This window comes from Maritalea mediterranea, assembly GCF_021568695.1.
In the GTDB taxonomy this organism is placed as follows: domain Bacteria; phylum Pseudomonadota; class Alphaproteobacteria; order Rhizobiales; family Devosiaceae; genus Maritalea; species Maritalea mediterranea.
On sequence record NZ_JAKGTI010000001.1, the window covers coordinates 310,402 to 327,066 of the forward strand.

Consider the following 16,665-nt stretch of genomic DNA (forward strand, 5'->3'; position numbering starts at 1 on the left):
TTTATTTATCAAATGTTATGTGATACTGACATTAGTAATAATTGATGTATTCACGCCAACTTTGATTGGGGAATCTGGTGAAGAATAAAAAAACCACTGAAGAAGTCGCGTTGGGCATTCGCCGTCGCGTTTTTGAACATTCCATGCGCAACAATGGCGGCTATTTGAGCCAAGCTTGTTCCGCTGCCGAGCAACTGGCGTGGCTATATAATGAAGCCTTGAATTTGGGTGAACCCACCATGCCCATGATTCCGCCGCCATTCGGCGGTGTGCCCGCCCCCGGCAATGATGATTATGTGACCGGCGCGGGCTATAACGGCCCGTTTGAACCGCAATATGATCGCCTGTTCATCGCGCCAGCGCACTATGCTTTGGTGGCCTATGCCACATTGATCGAAGTGGGGCGCATGGCCGAAGAAGGGCTGGAAATGTTCAACAAAGACGGCTCGTCAGTTGAAATGATCGGGGCGGAACACTCCCCCGGCATGGAGGTGCACAACGGCACATTGGGCATTGGCCTTTCCACCGGCGCGGGCCTTGCCTATGGCCGGCGCATGCGCGGCGACAGCGGTGAAGTTTGCGTGTTCATGTCTGACGGTGAAGTGCAAGAAGGCCAGACATGGGAAGCCATTCAAGCCTGTGCGCACCACGGCATTGACAATGTGTGGGCCATAATGGACGTGAACGATCAGCAATGTGATGGTGCCATGTCTTCTGTGATGGAAGTGCGCGACATCGCCACAAAAATGCGGGCCTTCGGCGCCACCGTGGTGGAAATTGACGCTCATGATCTGGACGCCATGCGTCAGGCCAAAGCTGAGCCTCATGACGGCCAGCCATTGATCATTCTTGCCCATTCTTCGCCAACCAAAGGCATGGAATTTTTGCAACGGCGCTTCCCGCGTTTGCACTATGTGCGCTTTAAGTCTGAAGAAGAACGCGATGAGATGAACCAATCTATCGCCAAAGAACTGGGCATTGATCCCGTTCAATTTGACACGCATTAAGGGAGTAAACTGAGATGGTTGAAATGGTAACGCGCCCTTATGCGAGCGCTTTTGAAAAATACGCACTGGCCAATAAAGATGTGATCTGCATGTCAGCGGATTTGACATCGTCTTGCGAAATTGACGGTTTCCGCGATCGGCACCCTGAGCAATTTATGTCCATGGGCATGGCCGAGCAGAACATGATGAGTTTCGCTGGTGGCTTAGGCCTTGCAGGCTATCGCCCCTTCATTCACACCTTTGGGGTGTTCACCTATCGTCGACCCTATGACCAATTGATGGCCTCCATCGCTTATCCGCGCCGCAAAGTCCGGATTATGGGCTTTTTGCCAGGTGTCACCACACCCGGTGGCATGACCCACCAAGCGATTGAAGATATTGCCATTATGCGCGCCATGCCCAACATGTCGATTTTGGAAACAGGCGACGCGACAGAGGTTGAAAGCCTTTGCGAAGCGGCAGACTCAATTGATGGTCCGGTTTATTGCCGCGTATTGCGTGGTTCGGTGCCCCGCTTGTTCGACACGCCAATCAAGGTTGGCGAAATGCGCGAGCTTTCTGCTGGGGATGATGTGTTGGTGGTGACCGCAGGCATCACCACAGAAGAAGCCCTGCGCGCCAAAGCCGCGTTGGCCGGGGCGGGCGTTTCCATTCGTCACCTGCACCTTCACACGCTGAAGCCGTTCGACTCCAAGCGGTTGCTTGACCATTTGCAGTCGGTCAAACATGGCGTGATCACCTTGGAAAACCATGTGATCAACGGTGGCATCGGGTCGCTGGTGGCCGAAACCATTGCTGAAGCAGGCATTGAGAAAAAGCTGGTGCGCCTTGGCTTGCAAGACACTTATGCCCATGGCGGTTCTCGCCCTTATTTGATGCGTTACTATGGCTTGGATGCTTTGGCCTTGGTGCGTGGCATTGAGGGCCTGATGAACATCGAAACCAATATTGATGCGGACGATTTGGATGCGGTGCGAGTTGATGCCGTGCACTCAAGCGCAAAAGCGGAGGCGCTTTAAACCATGGATCGGATGCGCGTTACCTATCAGATTGATGCCCAAAGCAATGATGAAGCTTTGGAGCGGGCGCACAATATCGCGTTGGAACAAACCGTTGAGATTCCGCGCGATGTGGTGCCGCAAGGTTTTATCGAAGATGAGATTTTGGGCAAGGTGGAAAGCTGTGGCCAAACCAGCGAGGGGCAGTTTGAAGCTGTGCTGTCGTACAGCCCAGAGAGTGTTGGCACTGAGCTAACCCAACTGTTCAATGTGGTGTTTGGTAACTCCTCCATCCAAAAGGGATTGCAGGTCACCAATATTGATCTGGGGCCGAGCCTTTCTAAGCAATTCCCCGGTGCCCGGTTCGGCATCAAAGGTGTGCGTAAACGTTCTACCACGCCAAAGGGTGGCTTGATCTCGCCGGTGTTGAAGCCGCAAGGCTCGAGCGCAGATGAACTGGCGGAAATCGCCTATCTCTGCGCAGTGGCTGGGGCCAATATCGTCAAAGAAGATCATGGCCTCGTAAACCAACCAGCCGCACCGTTCAAAGAACGAGTGGAAAAGATCTCCAAAGCGGTGGACCGCGCGAATAAAGAAACCGGGCAAAGCTGTCTCTATTTGCCAAATATTGGCGGCCATTTTGCGCACCTGATCCAAGATGCACAATTCGCCAAGCAGGCCGGAGCAGGTGGCATTTTGCTGATGCCGGGGCTGTTGGGCTTTGATATCGTCAATCACTTCGCCCGCGATGCGGCGTTTGATTTGCCAATCATGACCCATCCGAGTTTCTTGGGGCCATATGTGCTGTCTAAAGACACGGGGTTCACCCACGCCATTATGTTTGGCTTGTTGCAGCGCTTGGCCGGGTCAGACATTTCGGTGTTTCCAAATGTCGGTGGCCGCTTCGGCTTCTCAGTAGAGGAATGCACGTCTATCGCTGACGCCTGCCGTGCTGCCAATGGAATCGGTAAACCGATTTTCCCGAGCCCAGGCGGTGGCATGTCGAAAGACCGGGCAGGCGATATGCTCAATATGTATGGCGACGATGTGGTTTATCTGCTGGGCGGTAGCTTGCTGCGCTATGGCGATAAAATCGGCGAAGGCATCAAAGATATGCGCGCGGCGCTTCAAGCGGCGAAACGTTAGCACGCCTCATTTGTCGGTCGCTAAAACGACAGACTGAGCATCTGATGGCCAAGGCGCGCCAGCAATCTGCGTGCCTTGGCCATCTTGCGCTGGCCGAAAATTTAGCTGCTGGACAATCCACCAAGCTCGGACAAGATCTCCACCACCTCTGATATACCAAGCCCAGACTTCAGATCAGCGAACACATAGGGTTTGCCATTTCTGACGTCCTTTGTATCGCGTTCCATGATGTCGATCGACACGTCGACATGGGGGGCAAGTGAGGTTTTGTTGATAATCAGAATATCTGAACGGGTGAGGCCCAGCCCCCGTTTGCGCGGTATTTCCTCGCCCATTGCTACATCGATCATATAAATGGTGAGATCAGCGAGTTCGGGGCTGAATGTTGCAGCAAGATTGTCGCCGCCACTTTCAATCAGCACAAGTTCCAGATCCGGGTGAGCGGCAACAAGATCATCGATGGCCGCAAGATTTATTGATGCATCCTCGCGAATAGCTGTATGTGGGCAGCCGCCGGTTTCGACGCCCCGAATGCGGTCCAGCGGCAACACTTGTTTGCGCATCAAATGTTCCGCATCTTCTGTGGTGTATATATCGTTTGTGACAACCGCCATGGACACTTTGTCTGCCAGTGCCTGACAAAGTTTTTCAGTCAAAGTGGTTTTTCCCGCACCCACGGGGCCGCCAATGCCGACGCGTAGAGGTCCGCTCATGTTCTGAATATCCTTGGTTGTTGTAATTCATGCGCCATGGATGAGATGTCAGCGAGAAAGCATGCGCTGCCAAGGTCGTCCAAAGTTGCGTGCAGGGCATTCTCCGACACAACATCAATTTTCTCGAACAAGGCATGCAGAATATGTTGACCCTGCGTCTGCCCCACCGGCATCAACCTAATTGCTGTCGAGATAAGGTTAGACACAAAGCTGTGCAGATAGAGCGCGATCACATCACGCAGATCGATTTCATGTTTGGCTGCAACCTGTCCAACAACAATGGGCAGGGGACCCGGCGTAAAACGGAAGTTCGATATTTCGCCAGCCGTTTTCGCGAAAGCATACCCCTGTTGCACGCTCTCAAACTGCCGCTCATGACCCGCACAAATGGCCAAGCTAAGGTCCGATAGTTCCTGCAGCGCTTCGCCCTGCGCGCGGTAGCTATGCGCCACTAAGATCGCATCGTTTCGGCCACTGCCATCGACCAGAATCGTTAGCAGCCAAGCTTCAAGTTCGTCACCATTGGTCACGTCGCCAGTCTCGATGGCGTGTTCCAAACCATGGCTGTAACTGAACGCGCCGATCGGAAAGGACGGGGAAAACCAGGCAAACAGGCGGTGAAGGTCAATGCTCATGAGAATGCGTCCTGCCTTGGCCATAAGCGCCGCCTTCGGGCGTGAAGGGCCCTTCAAACTTTTCCAAAGAGGCATTGAGATGGGCCAGCATGTGCTCGATCACATGATCAGCCCTAATCACAAGATGATCCTCATGGACCTCGCAAGGCAAATGCCTGTTCCCTATATGCCAGGTTAAGCGCAATAGGTGATGTGTGTTTGAGCCTTGAACGCGGACCAGAGACTCATGAGCTGCACGCACACGGATATGCGAATTATCCTCCAAAACCAGATCATCACCTTCATGAAGCTCGGTGGTTTTGTCGAGATCCAACAGGAAGGCGGTGCCAGCGTCACCGCTCAATTTGATCCGGCGGCGAAAGCGGTCGTCGAATGAAAGGGTTACCGTGTCGATTGGGTCCGCCTGACGGCGTTCGATTTTTAAAGCGCGTAACATTAGAACAGAAAATACCTTTGTGCCATCGGCAGCTCTTCAGCTGGCTCACAAGTGAGAAGTTCGCCATCAGCGCGCACTTCATAGGTCTCTGGATTCACTTCAATCTCTGGGCAGTAATTGTTCATCACCAGATCAGACTTGCCAATTTGACGCGTGTTTTCGACCGCTATCGTTTGCTTTTGCAAACCCAGAGTTTTGGCAATATCCGCATCGTAGGCTGCGGCGGAAACGAAGGACACGGACGTGTGCTGAACCGCGCCGTTCAGTGCGCCGAACATTGGCCGCGAATAGACGGGCTGCGGCGTGGGAATCGACGCATTTGGGTCGCCCATCTGCGCCACAACAATGCTGCCGCCCATCACAATCATCTCGGGCTTTACCCCAAAAAAGGCCGGGTCCCACAAAACCAAGTCGGCCCGTTTGCCTTCTTCAATAGAGCCGATTTCTTTTGAAATCCCATGCGCAATGGCAGGGTTGATTGTGTATTTGGCAATATAACGCTTTACGCGAACATTATCATTGTCCCCCGTCTCCTCTTTCAACGGACCACGCTGCACCTTCATTTTGTGGGCCGTTTGCCAGGTGCGAATTAAAACTTCACCCACCCGGCCCATGGCCTGGCTGTCTGATGCGATGATGGAGAAGGCACCCATATCGTGCAAAATATCTTCTGCGGCGATGGTCTCTTTGCGAATGCGACTTTCAGCAAAAGCGACATCCTCTGGAATGCTCTTATCCAAATGATGGCAAACCATCAGCATATCGAGATGTTCTTCAAGTGTATTGACGGTGTAGGGACGGGTCGGGTTGGTGGAGCTTGGCAATACATTTTGCTCGCCGCAAATTTTGATGATGTCCGGCGCATGTCCACCGCCCGCGCCTTCTGTGTGAAAGGCATGAATGGTCCGGCCTTTGAGCGCACCAACCGTATGCTCGACGAAACCGCTTTCGTTCAGCGTATCGGTATGGATCATGACCTGCACATCAAACGCATCCGCAACCGACAAACAGCAATCGATGGCCGCAGGTGTCGTTCCCCAATCTTCATGCAATTTAAGGGCACAGGCACCACCCAGCACCTGTTCTTCCAATGCGTGTGGCAGCGCCGCATTCCCCTTCCCTGCAAAGGCAAGGTTCATCGGTAAACTGTCTGCTGATTGCAACATGCGGCCAATATGCCAGGGGCCCGGCGTACAGGTGGTGGCCAACGTACCGTGGGCAGGGCCGGTGCCACCGCCAAGCATCGTGGTCACCCCTGAATGAAGCGCATCGTCAATTTGCTGCGGGCAGATATAGTGAATGTGGCTGTCAAAACCGCCTGCCGTCAGAATTTTGCCCTCGGCGGCAATAATCTCGGTGCCCGGACCGATGATGATATCAACATTGGGCTGCGTGTCCGGGTTGCCCGCCTTGCCGATCTTGACAATACGCTCCGCTTTAAGACCCACATCGGCCTTGTAGATACCAGTGACATCCACAATCAATGCATTGGTGACCACCGTATCCATCGCCCCCTGAGCATTGGTCACTTGGGATTGCCCCATGCCGTCGCGGATCACTTTGCCGCCGCCGAACTTCACCTCCTCCCCATAGGTTGTGAGGTCTCTTTCGACTTCGATAAACAGCTCTGTGTCGGCCAAACGAACCTTGTCGCCCGTTGTCGGACCAAACATGTCGGCATAGGTGTTTCGTGCAATATCGCGCGCCATTAGAGGTCTCCCATGACTTTTTGATTGAAGCCAAATGCTCTGCGGTTGCCTGAAATCGGGATCAATTGCACATCGCGTTCTTGGCCCGGCTCGAACCGAACGGCCGTCCCTGGCGCAATATCCAGGCGCATGCCATAGGCGGTGTCGCGATCAAAAATAAGGAATGGGTTTGCCTCCGCAAAATGATAATGGGATCCGACTTGGATCGGGCGATCTCCAGAATTGGCCACTCGGAGTGTTGTGGACTCGACCCCCGCGTTAAGCGTGATCGGGCTGGGACCTGTTAATACTTCACCTGGTTTCATGTTTGTCTCCGCAGCGCTATCGAATGGGGTGGTGGACAGTCACAAGTTTGGTGCCGTCCGGAAAAGTCGCCTCCACCTGAACTTCGTGGATCATATCGGCGATGCCGTCCATGCATTGATCAGATGAGATAACCTGTCCGCCTTCTTCCATGAGCTGGGCCACTGATTTGCCATCGCGCGCGCCCTCCACGACAAAATCGGTGATCAACGCAATGGCTTCCGGATGGTTAAGCTTCACGCCACGTTCAAGCCGGTTTCGCGCGACCATGGCGGCCAAGCTGACCAACAGCTTATCTTTTTCTCGGGGTGTAAGTTTCATGGTTAAACCTCAAAGTTGCCATACGCGGGGAAGGGGTTGGTTGTTGAATTGCTCCAAAACGGCAGTGAGTGCTCGCCGCAACGTGAACGCATCGGGGGCAACAAAACGCGCGATCAGCACATCATCCCACGCGCTTGCGGCGGCGCGGATATCTAGTCCCGCTAAGAGTGAATTAAGCCCGTTCAGTTTGTGTTGCGCGTCTTTCTCAACCAATGCAAATGTCGCAAAGGCCAGATGGTGCATGAGCGCGGCACCCTTGCAAAGTCGGTCGACGTCCCGGATTTTCATGGCCTCAGCGAAAACAAGCTTGTCTCCCAAATATACGCGCCATTGATCAGACAAATCGCACTGCCGAACGGTTTCGCCCATCGCTTTGCGACCCAACATAAAGCTTTCGAGCAAAAGGGCGCTGCCAGAGGGCGCAACCTCAACATTCATGCGGCGGCTTAAGCGGGCGCCATCAAATACAATTGTTTCCTGCGGCAACCAGCAAAACCGGGCATTATGATCTATCTTCAAGTGGACATTGAGATGTGCCTTGTCGCCAATAGATCGATAAAGACGTTCGGCTGTTTGAGTTGTGGCGAGCGCCTCAGCTCGCGGACCGATCGAGCACGAAATGTCGAGCTGATCGCCACCTGTAATACCGCCAGCTGTGTTCACCAGAACAATTTCCGGTGAGCTGTTGTATACTTTTGGCAAAAGTGCTTTCAGGCAGCCAGACTGATGCAAGTTCTCCAGCCGCGTGGTGCTTGATTTGTGCGTAAATCCTACCCGCACGCGCCCTTTGGCGCGCTGTATGGGAATGGTTCGATGCGCTCGATCCAGCATCACTTCACACTTTCAGCGTTTCTAAAACGGCAGCTTTCTTCAGCTCAGATTTTTTGCCGTCCAAAATGATTTCGCCTCGGCGCATGGAATAGATGTGATCAGCAAGCTGGTAGGCAAATTCGAAATATTGTTCCACAAGCAAAATCGCCATTTGCCCTTGATCGTTGAGAAACGAGATCACACGGCCAATCTGCTGGATAATGTTGGGCTGGATGCCCTCCGTGGGCTCATCGAGCAATAAAAGTTTTGGCTTGGTAATCAGCGCCCGCGCGATGGCCAATTGCTGCTGCTGTCCGCCAGACAAGTCGCCCCCGCGCCGGTTCTGCATCTCTTTAAGCACGGGAAACAGCTCAAACATTTCCTCGGGCAAGGTGCGTTCACTTTTATCGAGACAGGCAAACCCGATCTCCATATTTTCACGCACCGTCATCAGCGGAAAAATGTCGCGGCCCTGTGGGACATAGCCGACGCCAGCCTTCGCCAAATGGTGGGCCGAGGCCGCCTTTTTCTCCGCACCATCCAGCAGATATTGACCGCCTGAATGGTTATGAACACCAGCTATCGCTTTCAAAAGGCTCGTTTTACCAACGCCATTGACGCCCAACAAACAAGTGATTTTTCCCTTTTCGGCGACCATATTGACGCCGTGCAAAATCTGGCTTTGGCCATAGTGCAAAGTGATGTTTTTTAGCTCCAGCATTTTTAGCGCCCCAGATATACGCCAATGACGTCTTGATTTTCGGTCACATGGTCCAGTGAGCCTTCGGCCAGAACAGACCCTTCGTGCAAAACCGTTACGCGACAGTCGAGATTGCGGACAAAATCCATATCGTGCTCCACAACAACCACCGCGCGGGTTTGCGCCGCCCGGCGGAGCAGATCCACCGTCTTTTGCCGCTCCTCCAGGGTCATGCCCGCAGCGGGTTCATCCACCAGCAACAGCCGTGGTTCTTGCGCCAGCAGCATGCCGATCTCCAGCCACTGTTTTTGCCCGTGGCTTAAATCGCCTGAGCGTTTCTCCAAATGATCCTGGAGCCCGATCTCTTCAGCCAATGCTGCAATCCGCTGATTGTCATTTTCATTATGGCGATAGAACAAAACTGCGAACGGGCTGCGGTCATTGTCGAGCGCCATCAGCAGATTCTCATAGACCGTCTGCTCTTCAAAAACAGTCGGCTTTTGGAATTTGCGGCCCACACCCAGACGTGCAATCTGGCTTTCCTGACGTTTGAGCAGCGAAACATTTTTCTCGCCCCAAATCACCTCACCGGCATCAGGTTTGGTTTTGCCGGTCACAATATCCATAAAGGTGGTTTTGCCGGCGCCATTTGGGCCAATGATGGCCCGCAACTCGCCTTCAGCAATGCTGAAGGAAAGCGCATTGATCGCTTTGAATCCATCGAAGGACACGGAGATGTCGCGGACTTCCAAAAGAGCTTCATTCATTTGTTCCGCTCCAACTTGATTATGTCGAACAGGCCGCCAATGCCCTTGGGCGCATAAAGTGTGACGGCAACAAAACTCACCCCCAGCAGCACAAGCCACCAGTCCACCCAGACAATATTGATCGGTCCCCATTCGATATTCGGAATTTGCCCGCCGGTGAACAGGCTTGACAGCATGGAGACAAGCGCCGCACCAATCACCGCCCCGTAGATGCGGCCACGCCCGCCAATCGCCACCCAAACCGCGAGATAGATCGAGGCAATCGGCGCGATTTCCGCCGGGTTGATGATGCCCGCCTGCGGATAGTAAATCGCCCCGGCGATGGCGGCCATAATGGCCGTGAGCGTAAAGATGAACAGCTTGTAGGTTTCCACGTGATATCCGAGAAACCGCACCCGCGCCTCATTGTCCCGAATGCCCATGATGACATTGCCCATCTTGTTCTCGACGATCAGTTTGGCAATGACAAAGCCAAGGCCCAATGCAAATGCGGAGGCCAACAGGAAATAGAGGGAGATGTGCGATTGGGGCACATGATCCAACCCTGGAATATTCTGCAAACCGGAAAGACCATTATTGCCGCGCAGGCCGCTATCATTTTGGAACAGATAAAGCGCCAGGGCCAATGTCATGGCTTGGGTCAGGATCGACAAATAAACGCCGGTCACGCGACTGCGGAACGCCAGCCAACCAAAGATCAAGGCCAGCAAACCGGGCACCAGCACGACGAATGCAAGCTGGATCGGCAAGGAATGGGCGAAGGACCAAATTACCGGAATCTCGGCGCCGCCCACCACGCCAAAAATCTGCGTGCCGATGGCCTCTTGAATCTCTTCGGGTGTGGGCGGCAAGGCGGCATTAGCCATGGAATTTTCCACGATAAGGCGCGTGCGCTCATACATCAGCCACATGCCGATCATATAGCCGCCAAGCCCGAAGAACGCGAAATGCCCCAAGCTCAAAATGCCGCAATAGCCCCACACAAGGTCCATGGCGATGGCGATCAGGCAAAAGCACAAGGTCTTGCCCAGTGTTTTGATCATCGATGTTGAAATGAAGCCGATGCCGAACGCCTCGCTGCCAATGGCGGCGAACATGGTGAAGGCGGAGAGCAAGCCGAGGAAAATCAAGACGCTCGGGTTTTTCATCAGGAATTGGGTTAAAGGACCTTGCATGATCAATCTCCCGCTGCGCGACCTTTAAGGGCGATAATGCCGCGAGGTCGGAATTGAATGAAAATGATGATGAAGATGATCATGTAGGTTTGGGCAGCCAGCGTGTTTGCCGGATTGAACCATTCGATGCCTTTTTGCAAAAAGCCGATCATCACGGCGCCCGCCAGCGTGCCAAATATATTGCCCACACCACCCACAACGACGGTCATGAAGCTTTGCACGATATAATCGCTGCCCATTTCAGACGTCACCTTGGCATAAAGGCCAATGGCCACCCCGGCGATGCCCGCAATGCCCGAGCCGAGGCCAAAGGTCAGCATATTGATGAAATTGGGATTGATGCCCATGCTCGCCGCCATTTGACGGTTTTGGGTCACCGCGCGTGTTTCCAGACCAAATCTGGTTTTGTTGAGCACGAACAAAAGCACCACAAAGAACAAAATACTCAATCCAAAGATCGCAATCCTGATCCAGGAAATGGAGATCACATCATTGATAACCAAAGCGCCATCCAGCCATTCGGGTGCTGTGAGCGGCCGAGCCTGCGTACCAAAAATATTCTTCGCCAGCTGTTGCAGCGCAATGGAAATACCAAATGTCGCCAGCAATGTTTCCAAGGGGCGGTGATAAAGATGTCTTATGACCAACCGCTCCAGGGCCACACCGGCAAGGAAAGTGACGGCAAAGGCCAAGGGAATGGCGATGATGATCGATAGGGTGTAATTTGTGATGAATTGCTGCACCACAAAACCGGTATATGCGCCCATCATAATGAACTCGCCGTGGGCCATATTGATGACACGCATCACCCCAAATGTGATGGCCAAACCAATGGCGGCCAAAAAGTAAATGGAAGCCAGTGAAATCGCATCCAGCAAAACATCCATGAATTCGGACATCGCGACACGGGTTTCGATTTCTTTAAGCGCGGCTTCCGCAGCTGCGGTCACCTGAGCATTCGCTTCATCATAGACCTCGACGAACTCGAATTGTTCAACCAATATATCGGCGCTCAGGCCTGGCGACCAAAAGGGGGCTTTTCCTTCCGCGACCAGCGCCAGATAAGCCGCATCGCGGTTTTTTTGGGTGTCGAGATTGTGTATTGTGAACTGGCCAACTTTCCCCTCCCCGATATTATCGATGAGGATCTGCGTCCGTTCGCTGGCGGTGGGAATAGGTTCGGCAAGATCATTATTGATCAAAAGCTGATAAGCATCTTCAATGCTGAAATCTTCTTCTCCCGGCATGACTTGCCGGGCAATATTGGCGTCATCACCGACACTCTCTCTCAATGCAATATTAGAGCTGATAATACGATTGAGGTTGGCGCGGGTTTCAATGGATAGGTCTTCTGACGCTTTTTGAATCGCTTCTACACGTTCCTCGGAACTGGTGCCAAACTGAATCGTCATAAACCGTTCCAGCCGTTCCATCTCCGCCTTTAAATCTTGGTTTGGTTCAACCTCAATGGCAGCGCGCAAAGGTGCCAAATGCTGTTCATTGGCCAAGCGGGAAAGACTGGAAACGGCTTCCTGTCGAACAGCAATGTCGTCATTTTTCAGCCTGGAGATCACCAAGGCTTCATCGATAAGCGCGCGCAATCCCGAATTTGGTTTGATTTGTTTGATCTGCTTTTTGGGCAGCGTCTCGACAGGGGCCAAGGTGGCGATATCAAACAGTTCGTAGGTGCGATCTTCGCGTTCTTCCGCGATAAAAATCTGATCGTCTGCTTTGCGATACCAAAGGGATTTTTCCTGCCAAAGTGAAAGGAAGCGAAGGGCTTCGGGTTCATCAAGATCCACCAGCGCTTCAATAATCGGGGGCGCGGTGCGCACAGAGCCTTTGATAATGTCGGGAGCGTTTTGAGCGATAATGGATTTCAGGGACGGCGCGGCACCCTCCTGTGCTTGGGTGGGCAGTGCGATCACAAGGCATGCCAGCAAAAAGAAAAGTCGAGAAATCACATTGGTCTCCAAGCAAATGAAAGGGCAGAGAACCCGCCCTTTCATCAGTTAAAATGTGGGATTAGTAGTTGGATTTGATCTGAACACAGCTTTCGGTTTCGGTGTTGTACATGCCGCAGCCAAGCTCTTTCCAATCTGATTTCAAAACGGCAGATTCTGGCAGATAATCCGTCCAGGCATCACCCGGCACTTCTTCAGTTTGACTAATGATATCGAACTGGCCATCTTCTTGGATTTCACCAATCAACACAGGTTTGGTCAGGTGGTGGTTCACCAGCATTTCTGCTGTGCCGCCCGTCAGGTTTTCGAACTGTTGCCCATACATGGCCTCACGCACAGCATCGACATCGGTTGTGCCCGCTTCTTCGACGGCGTTCACCCACATGTTAAACCCGATATAGTGCGCTTCCATGGGATCGTTCGTCACCCGCTCTTCGCCCATGCGCGCTTTCCAGGTTTCGATAAAGCTGGCATTGGCCTCGCTATCGGCAGACTGGAAATAGTTCCAGGCGGCAAGGTGGCCAACTAGGTTGGTGGTGTCCAAACCGGTAAGCTCTTCCTCGCCGACTGAGAAGGCCACAACAGGAATGTCATCAGCCGAAACGCCAGCGGCGGCAAGTTCTTTATAAAAACCGATATTTGCATCGCCATTGATGGTTGAGATCACACCAACCTTTTTGCCGTCAGCGCCAAGTGCGACCACGTCAGCAACAATTTTCGACCAGTCGGAATGACCGAACGGTGTGTAGTTTACAAAAATGTCGCTTTCCGGGATGCCTTTGTCTGCAAGATATTGGGCAAGAATTTTGTTAGTTGTACGCGGATAAACATAGTCGGTCCCCAACAGCGCGAATTTCTCGACACCCAATTCCTCAAGGAAATAGTCGGTCGCGGGAATGGCTTGTTGGTTTGGCGCAGCACCGGTGTAAAATACGTTCTTTGACGATTCTTCCCCTTCATATTGAACCGGGTAGAACAGCAAGCCGTTCAACTCTTCAATAACCGGCAGCACAGATTTGCGCGACACAGACGTCCAGTTCCCAAAAATCACATCAACGTCATGAACGGTGAGCAGTTCGCGTGCCTTTTCGGCGAAAAGGGGCCAGTCCGATGCTGGATCGACCACCACGGGCACGATTTCTTGACCCAATAGGCCACCCTTTTCATTCTGTTGCTCAATGAGCATCAGCATGGTGTCTTTCAATGTCGTTTCAGAAATGGCCATTGTCCCTGACAATGAGTGCAAAATCCCCACCTTGATTTCCGCGAATGCTGATGTTGTGGCGGCGGCGCACATTGCGGTTGCTAGAAGCAGCTTTTTCATCGTTTCTCTCTCAATGTTTTCGCGAAAGCCCTGCGCTTTTCGCGTTCATTCGAGTCCATCACTGATCAGCATTTTGGACATGTCGAAATGGTTACAAACATTGAGTGGTGCTGTCTGCCGCAAAGAAGTGTGCTTATTGTTGCGTTTTTTGCACCAGTGTGCTGAAACAGTGCGATGCGGCACTTGCAAACGTTTAAATATGTAAAAGCAATCGTTGAGGCGGGCTCCATTCGGGGCGCCGCGGAAACGCTCGCCATTTCGCCTTCCGCACTCAATCGCAACATTCAAGCGCTTGAACTAGATCTTGGCATATCGGTGTTCGACCGTTTGTCCCGCGGTGTGGCGCTCTCTGTTGAGGGGGAGTTGTTCTATCGTTTTGCCTTGGAGCAATTGATCAGCTACGACCGGATGAACTCTCAGATCGAAGCGGTGAAGGGGCTGCACACCGGCAAGGTGGCCGTCGGCATCAGCGCAGACATTCACACAGGTTTTTTGGCGCCGCTTGTTACCGCTTTTAAACAGGAGTTTCCGCAAGTCGAGCTCACAATCCAGCTTGTGTCGCAATCGGATCTTGAGGAGCAGCTTGTAAGCGGCAACATTGACTTCGCCCTCTTTTATCAGCCGCAACTAAGCCGCCATATCAAGATCAATTTCTCGAAGCAAGTCGATCTGTGTCTTATGGTCCCGAATGGCGTCAAACTCGGGCAAGATCGTACGGTGCGACTGCACCATTTAGAGGGGTTGAACCTGATTACGCCGCCCTTGCAAACCGAGCTGATGGCAAAGTTTGAAGGAGCGTGCGAACGTCGCGAAATCGAACTTCCGCCCTATTTGTCTTGCTCCGATCAAACCCAATATCTTCAACAAACACCGATCGCGTTGATCGGGTTAGCCATTTTACCAAAACCTAATCAACCAGGCGCTGTCCCAGCGGGATATAAGGTGCTGAAACTACATGAAAACGATGTCGGCTCCGGCTATATAAATGTCGTCATTGAGCGCAAACGCCATCTCTCCTTCGCTGCCAGCAAGTTTCATGAGCGGCTCACCTACAATTTAGACCTCTAATTTAATAAAGCGTTGGCGGTTGACCTGCCGATCTATCGCTTAGTGTCCTTCCGGGCGCCGTTCGTATCGTGAATATTGGCAAATTGATCATTGGCCCTACTGCTGTATCAGCGCTAGCGGCGCTACATAGAGCGCATAACAATAATGATCGTTGAACAAAGTGTGCTTCAGTTCAACCGGTTCGGTATGAGGAGGGCCCAATGCATTGGCGGTGGAGAAGGCCAGAAATATATCACCGGAATTATTGTTGCCCACTGTGCTATTGCGGCCAATGCCAATCGCGCCGCGACGGGCCAGTCCTTGCGGCTGATTTTGCGGGAGTCCGTGCCGGTGCCGCCATCGCCTTTAGTTCTGCCAATGAGTTCGAAGGCGGAACCAAGGAAAACGATCTGATCAATAGAAACATCAAGCTCGGCCGGGTTGGTGTCACCATCGGCCAGTGAGCATTGTTCGGCTCGCAACGTGGCAGTGATCGTGCCACCATTAAAATGATCGCCCGTGTGCGCACAGCCTTGTCAGCATGCGCGACATCGAGTGCATATCGCCCACATTGTCGCCCACATTCATATGCGGGAACAGCGCATAATTTTGGAACACCGTCTTCCCCGGACAGTGATGGCACAATATTTTGCCGACCAGATTTCCCATGTCCGGCGGGGCGTGAGATCTGATGAAGAGTTGAACGGCATTTACGGCGAATTTCTGGACCGGCAAGGCGTCAATCGCTGCCTTGTGCTTATGGATGTGCGCCGCTTTGTCTCCAAAGCGCGGCCTTTGGCCCAAGAGGCCGCCCGCAACGGGGTCAAGGTTATTCTGGTGACGGATGACGCCTGCATCCGGGCGCGCGACATTATCGCAATCCCCTTAATCATGCTCGGGCCAAGGGACCGGCTGACAGAGCTACAAGACCTGTTTGGTGATTTCGAAAAAGACTGAGCTACGCTCCCGCACCTGGCTAAAAGGAGGGTGGTGTGCAGGCGCTGATCACTTCACACGGCTCATGGCCAATGGCGCGGAAGCGATGAGGGCGTCTGCTGGAGAAACGATAGGCATCGCCCGGGCCAAGCACCCGCCGTTCATCATCGACAGTGACTTCCAACCGCCCCGAAATAACGACGCCGCCTTCTTCACCATCATGCACAAGCGGCACGCGCCCCGTATCGGCACCTGGGGCATAACGCTCCTTTAAAATCTGCAGGGCCGCGCCCGCCATATCCTGCCCCACCTGGCGAAAAGAAATTTTGCCCTTGCCGATTTCCACCAAATCTTCCGCAGCGTAAAAGGGGCTGGGCTCGGGGATCATATCCAGAGCAAAAAAATCGCTTAGGCCAATGGGGATGCCATCCAGAATGCGCTTGAGTGCCCCCACGGAAGGGTTGGTTTGACCCGCTTCAATCAATGAGATTGTGGAATTGGTCACGCCGGTCTTTGCCGCGAGCTGGCGTTGCGACAGCTTGGCCTGTGTTCGCACCAAGCGCAATCTTTGCCCGATATCGATATCCATAATCTGACCTGCTGTTTATGATGTTGAATATTCCGAAAATAATGGATCATGTATTTAGTAAAATCAATAGCTTATGACGCAATAG

Annotated in this window: 19 protein-coding genes and 1 pseudogene; 6 read left to right on the forward strand and 14 right to left on the reverse strand. The window is 52.9% G+C overall.

What is annotated here, in order from left to right; genetic code table 11:
• Positions 1–77: 77 nt before the first annotated feature.
• Genes L1I42_RS01495 through L1I42_RS01505 form a run of 3 tightly spaced genes read left to right on the forward strand, consistent with a single transcriptional unit; the run spans position 78 to position 3,151 of the window.
• Positions 78–1,007, forward strand: a complete 930-nt coding sequence (locus L1I42_RS01495) for a transketolase (protein ID WP_236112735.1) — start codon at positions 78–80, stop codon at positions 1,005–1,007.
• A gap of 14 nt (positions 1,008–1,021) precedes the next feature.
• Positions 1,022–2,026: a transketolase family protein gene (locus L1I42_RS01500; RefSeq protein ID WP_133573694.1), complete on the forward strand. Its 1,005-nt coding sequence runs from the start codon at positions 1,022–1,024 to the stop codon at positions 2,024–2,026.
• A gap of 3 nt (positions 2,027–2,029) precedes the next feature.
• Complete coding sequence (locus L1I42_RS01505; RefSeq protein WP_236112736.1) at positions 2,030–3,151, forward strand: RuBisCO large subunit C-terminal-like domain-containing protein; 1,122 nt, start codon at positions 2,030–2,032, stop codon at positions 3,149–3,151.
• A gap of 101 nt (positions 3,152–3,252) precedes the next feature.
• Here the strand turns inward: L1I42_RS01505 and ureG are convergent, their stop codons facing one another.
• The 12 genes from ureG to urtA form a co-directional block, all read right to left on the reverse strand.
• On the reverse strand, positions 3,253–3,873 hold the full coding sequence (gene ureG, locus L1I42_RS01510) for an urease accessory protein UreG (RefSeq protein ID WP_236114148.1): 621 nt from the start codon (positions 3,871–3,873) through the stop codon (positions 3,253–3,255).
• Positions 3,861–4,523: an urease accessory protein UreF gene (locus L1I42_RS01515; protein WP_236112737.1), complete on the reverse strand. Its 663-nt coding sequence runs from the start codon at positions 4,521–4,523 to the stop codon at positions 3,861–3,863. Before L1I42_RS01515 ends, ureG begins: the two co-directional genes overlap by 13 nt.
• Positions 4,489–4,935 carry an urease accessory protein UreE gene (locus tag L1I42_RS01520; protein ID WP_236112738.1) on the reverse strand — a complete coding sequence of 149 codons (447 nt, stop codon included), beginning with the start codon at positions 4,933–4,935 and terminating at the stop codon, positions 4,489–4,491. Before L1I42_RS01520 ends, L1I42_RS01515 begins: the two co-directional genes overlap by 35 nt.
• On the reverse strand, positions 4,935–6,644 hold the full coding sequence (gene ureC, locus L1I42_RS01525) for an urease subunit alpha (protein WP_236112739.1): 1,710 nt from the start codon (positions 6,642–6,644) through the stop codon (positions 4,935–4,937). Before ureC ends, L1I42_RS01520 begins: the two co-directional genes overlap by 1 nt.
• The gene (locus tag L1I42_RS01530) at positions 6,644–6,949 is read right to left on the reverse strand and encodes an urease subunit beta (RefSeq protein ID WP_236112740.1); all 306 of its coding nucleotides are present in this window, start codon (positions 6,947–6,949) and stop codon (positions 6,644–6,646) included. The genes ureC and L1I42_RS01530 overlap by 1 nt, the downstream gene beginning before the upstream one ends.
• A 16-nt stretch (positions 6,950–6,965) precedes the next feature.
• A complete protein-coding gene (locus tag L1I42_RS01535) occupies positions 6,966–7,268 on the reverse strand; it encodes an urease subunit gamma (RefSeq protein ID WP_236112741.1) in 303 nt (100 codons plus the stop codon).
• A 9-nt stretch (positions 7,269–7,277) separates the two neighbouring features.
• Positions 7,278–8,099, reverse strand: coding sequence for an urease accessory protein UreD (locus L1I42_RS01540; RefSeq protein WP_236112742.1), 822 nt, complete (start codon positions 8,097–8,099; stop codon positions 7,278–7,280).
• Positions 8,100–8,103: 4 nt separating this feature from the next.
• Positions 8,104–8,799 carry an urea ABC transporter ATP-binding subunit UrtE gene (gene urtE, locus L1I42_RS01545; protein ID WP_236112743.1) on the reverse strand — a complete coding sequence of 232 codons (696 nt, stop codon included), beginning with the start codon at positions 8,797–8,799 and terminating at the stop codon, positions 8,104–8,106.
• Positions 8,800–8,801: 2 nt separating this feature from the next.
• Complete coding sequence (gene urtD, locus L1I42_RS01550; protein ID WP_236112744.1) at positions 8,802–9,545, reverse strand: urea ABC transporter ATP-binding protein UrtD; 744 nt, start codon at positions 9,543–9,545, stop codon at positions 8,802–8,804.
• A complete protein-coding gene (gene urtC / locus L1I42_RS01555; protein WP_236112745.1) occupies positions 9,542–10,720 on the reverse strand; it encodes an urea ABC transporter permease subunit UrtC in 1,179 nt (392 codons plus the stop codon). The genes urtD and urtC overlap by 4 nt, the downstream gene beginning before the upstream one ends.
• Before the next feature lie 2 nt (positions 10,721–10,722).
• The gene (gene urtB / locus L1I42_RS01560) at positions 10,723–12,684 is read right to left on the reverse strand and encodes an urea ABC transporter permease subunit UrtB (RefSeq protein ID WP_236112746.1); all 1,962 of its coding nucleotides are present in this window, start codon (positions 12,682–12,684) and stop codon (positions 10,723–10,725) included.
• Between the two features lie 61 nt (positions 12,685–12,745).
• Positions 12,746–14,008: an urea ABC transporter substrate-binding protein gene (gene urtA, locus L1I42_RS01565; RefSeq protein WP_439651459.1), complete on the reverse strand. Its 1,263-nt coding sequence runs from the start codon at positions 14,006–14,008 to the stop codon at positions 12,746–12,748.
• Positions 14,009–14,182: 174 nt separating this feature from the next.
• Here urtA and L1I42_RS16320 point away from each other — a divergent pair.
• Positions 14,183–14,359, forward strand: a pseudogene (locus tag L1I42_RS16320) (helix-turn-helix domain-containing protein); the annotation flags it as partial.
• Between the two features lie 12 nt (positions 14,360–14,371).
• Positions 14,372–15,076 (forward strand): LysR family transcriptional regulator substrate-binding protein, encoded by a 705-nt coding sequence (locus tag L1I42_RS01570; protein WP_236112747.1) that lies wholly within the window; start codon positions 14,372–14,374, stop codon positions 15,074–15,076.
• A 96-nt stretch (positions 15,077–15,172) separates the two neighbouring features.
• On the opposite strand, the gene L1I42_RS16205 is transcribed toward L1I42_RS01570, so the two are convergent.
• Positions 15,173–15,373 carry a P1 family peptidase gene (locus L1I42_RS16205; protein ID WP_439651482.1) on the reverse strand — a complete coding sequence of 67 codons (201 nt, stop codon included), beginning with the start codon at positions 15,371–15,373 and terminating at the stop codon, positions 15,173–15,175.
• A gap of 318 nt (positions 15,374–15,691) precedes the next feature.
• Between L1I42_RS16205 and L1I42_RS01580 the strand changes: the two genes are divergently transcribed.
• Entirely contained in the window at positions 15,692–16,012 is a 321-nt protein-coding gene (locus L1I42_RS01580) for a MurR/RpiR family transcriptional regulator (RefSeq protein ID WP_236112748.1), read from the forward strand.
• A 19-nt stretch (positions 16,013–16,031) separates the two neighbouring features.
• Here the strand turns inward: L1I42_RS01580 and L1I42_RS01585 are convergent, their stop codons facing one another.
• Entirely contained in the window at positions 16,032–16,580 is a 549-nt protein-coding gene (locus tag L1I42_RS01585) for a cupin domain-containing protein (protein ID WP_236112749.1), read from the reverse strand.
• Positions 16,581–16,665: the final 85 nt, after the last annotated feature.

Excerpts from the sequence above, each read along its gene's own strand:
- L1I42_RS01515 (WP_236112737.1), bottom strand. The coding sequence starts at position 4,523 with ATGGCCAAGGCAGGACGCATTCTCATGAGCATTGACCTTCACCGCCTG.
- L1I42_RS01540 (WP_236112742.1), bottom strand. The coding sequence starts at position 8,099 with ATGCTGGATCGAGCGCATCGAACCATTCCCATACAGCGCGCCAAAGGG.
- L1I42_RS01580 (WP_236112748.1), top strand. The coding sequence starts at position 15,692 with ATGGCACAATATTTTGCCGACCAGATTTCCCATGTCCGGCGGGGCGTG.
- L1I42_RS01505 (WP_236112736.1), top strand. The coding sequence starts at position 2,030 with ATGGATCGGATGCGCGTTACCTATCAGATTGATGCCCAAAGCAATGAT.
- L1I42_RS01530 (WP_236112740.1), bottom strand. The coding sequence starts at position 6,949 with ATGAAACCAGGTGAAGTATTAACAGGTCCCAGCCCGATCACGCTTAAC.
- L1I42_RS01520 (WP_236112738.1), bottom strand. The coding sequence starts at position 4,935 with ATGTTACGCGCTTTAAAAATCGAACGCCGTCAGGCGGACCCAATCGAC.
- urtC (WP_236112745.1), bottom strand. The coding sequence starts at position 10,720 with ATGCAAGGTCCTTTAACCCAATTCCTGATGAAAAACCCGAGCGTCTTG.
- L1I42_RS01535 (WP_236112741.1), bottom strand. The coding sequence starts at position 7,268 with ATGAAACTTACACCCCGAGAAAAAGATAAGCTGTTGGTCAGCTTGGCC.
- L1I42_RS01500 (WP_133573694.1), top strand. The coding sequence starts at position 1,022 with ATGGTTGAAATGGTAACGCGCCCTTATGCGAGCGCTTTTGAAAAATAC.
- L1I42_RS01585 (WP_236112749.1), bottom strand. The coding sequence starts at position 16,580 with ATGGATATCGATATCGGGCAAAGATTGCGCTTGGTGCGAACACAGGCC.
- urtE (WP_236112743.1), bottom strand. The coding sequence starts at position 8,799 with ATGCTGGAGCTAAAAAACATCACTTTGCACTATGGCCAAAGCCAGATT.
- ureC (WP_236112739.1), bottom strand. The coding sequence starts at position 6,644 with ATGGCGCGCGATATTGCACGAAACACCTATGCCGACATGTTTGGTCCG.
- urtA (WP_439651459.1), bottom strand. The coding sequence starts at position 14,008 with ATGAAAAAGCTGCTTCTAGCAACCGCAATGTGCGCCGCCGCCACAACA.
- urtD (WP_236112744.1), bottom strand. The coding sequence starts at position 9,545 with ATGAATGAAGCTCTTTTGGAAGTCCGCGACATCTCCGTGTCCTTCGAT.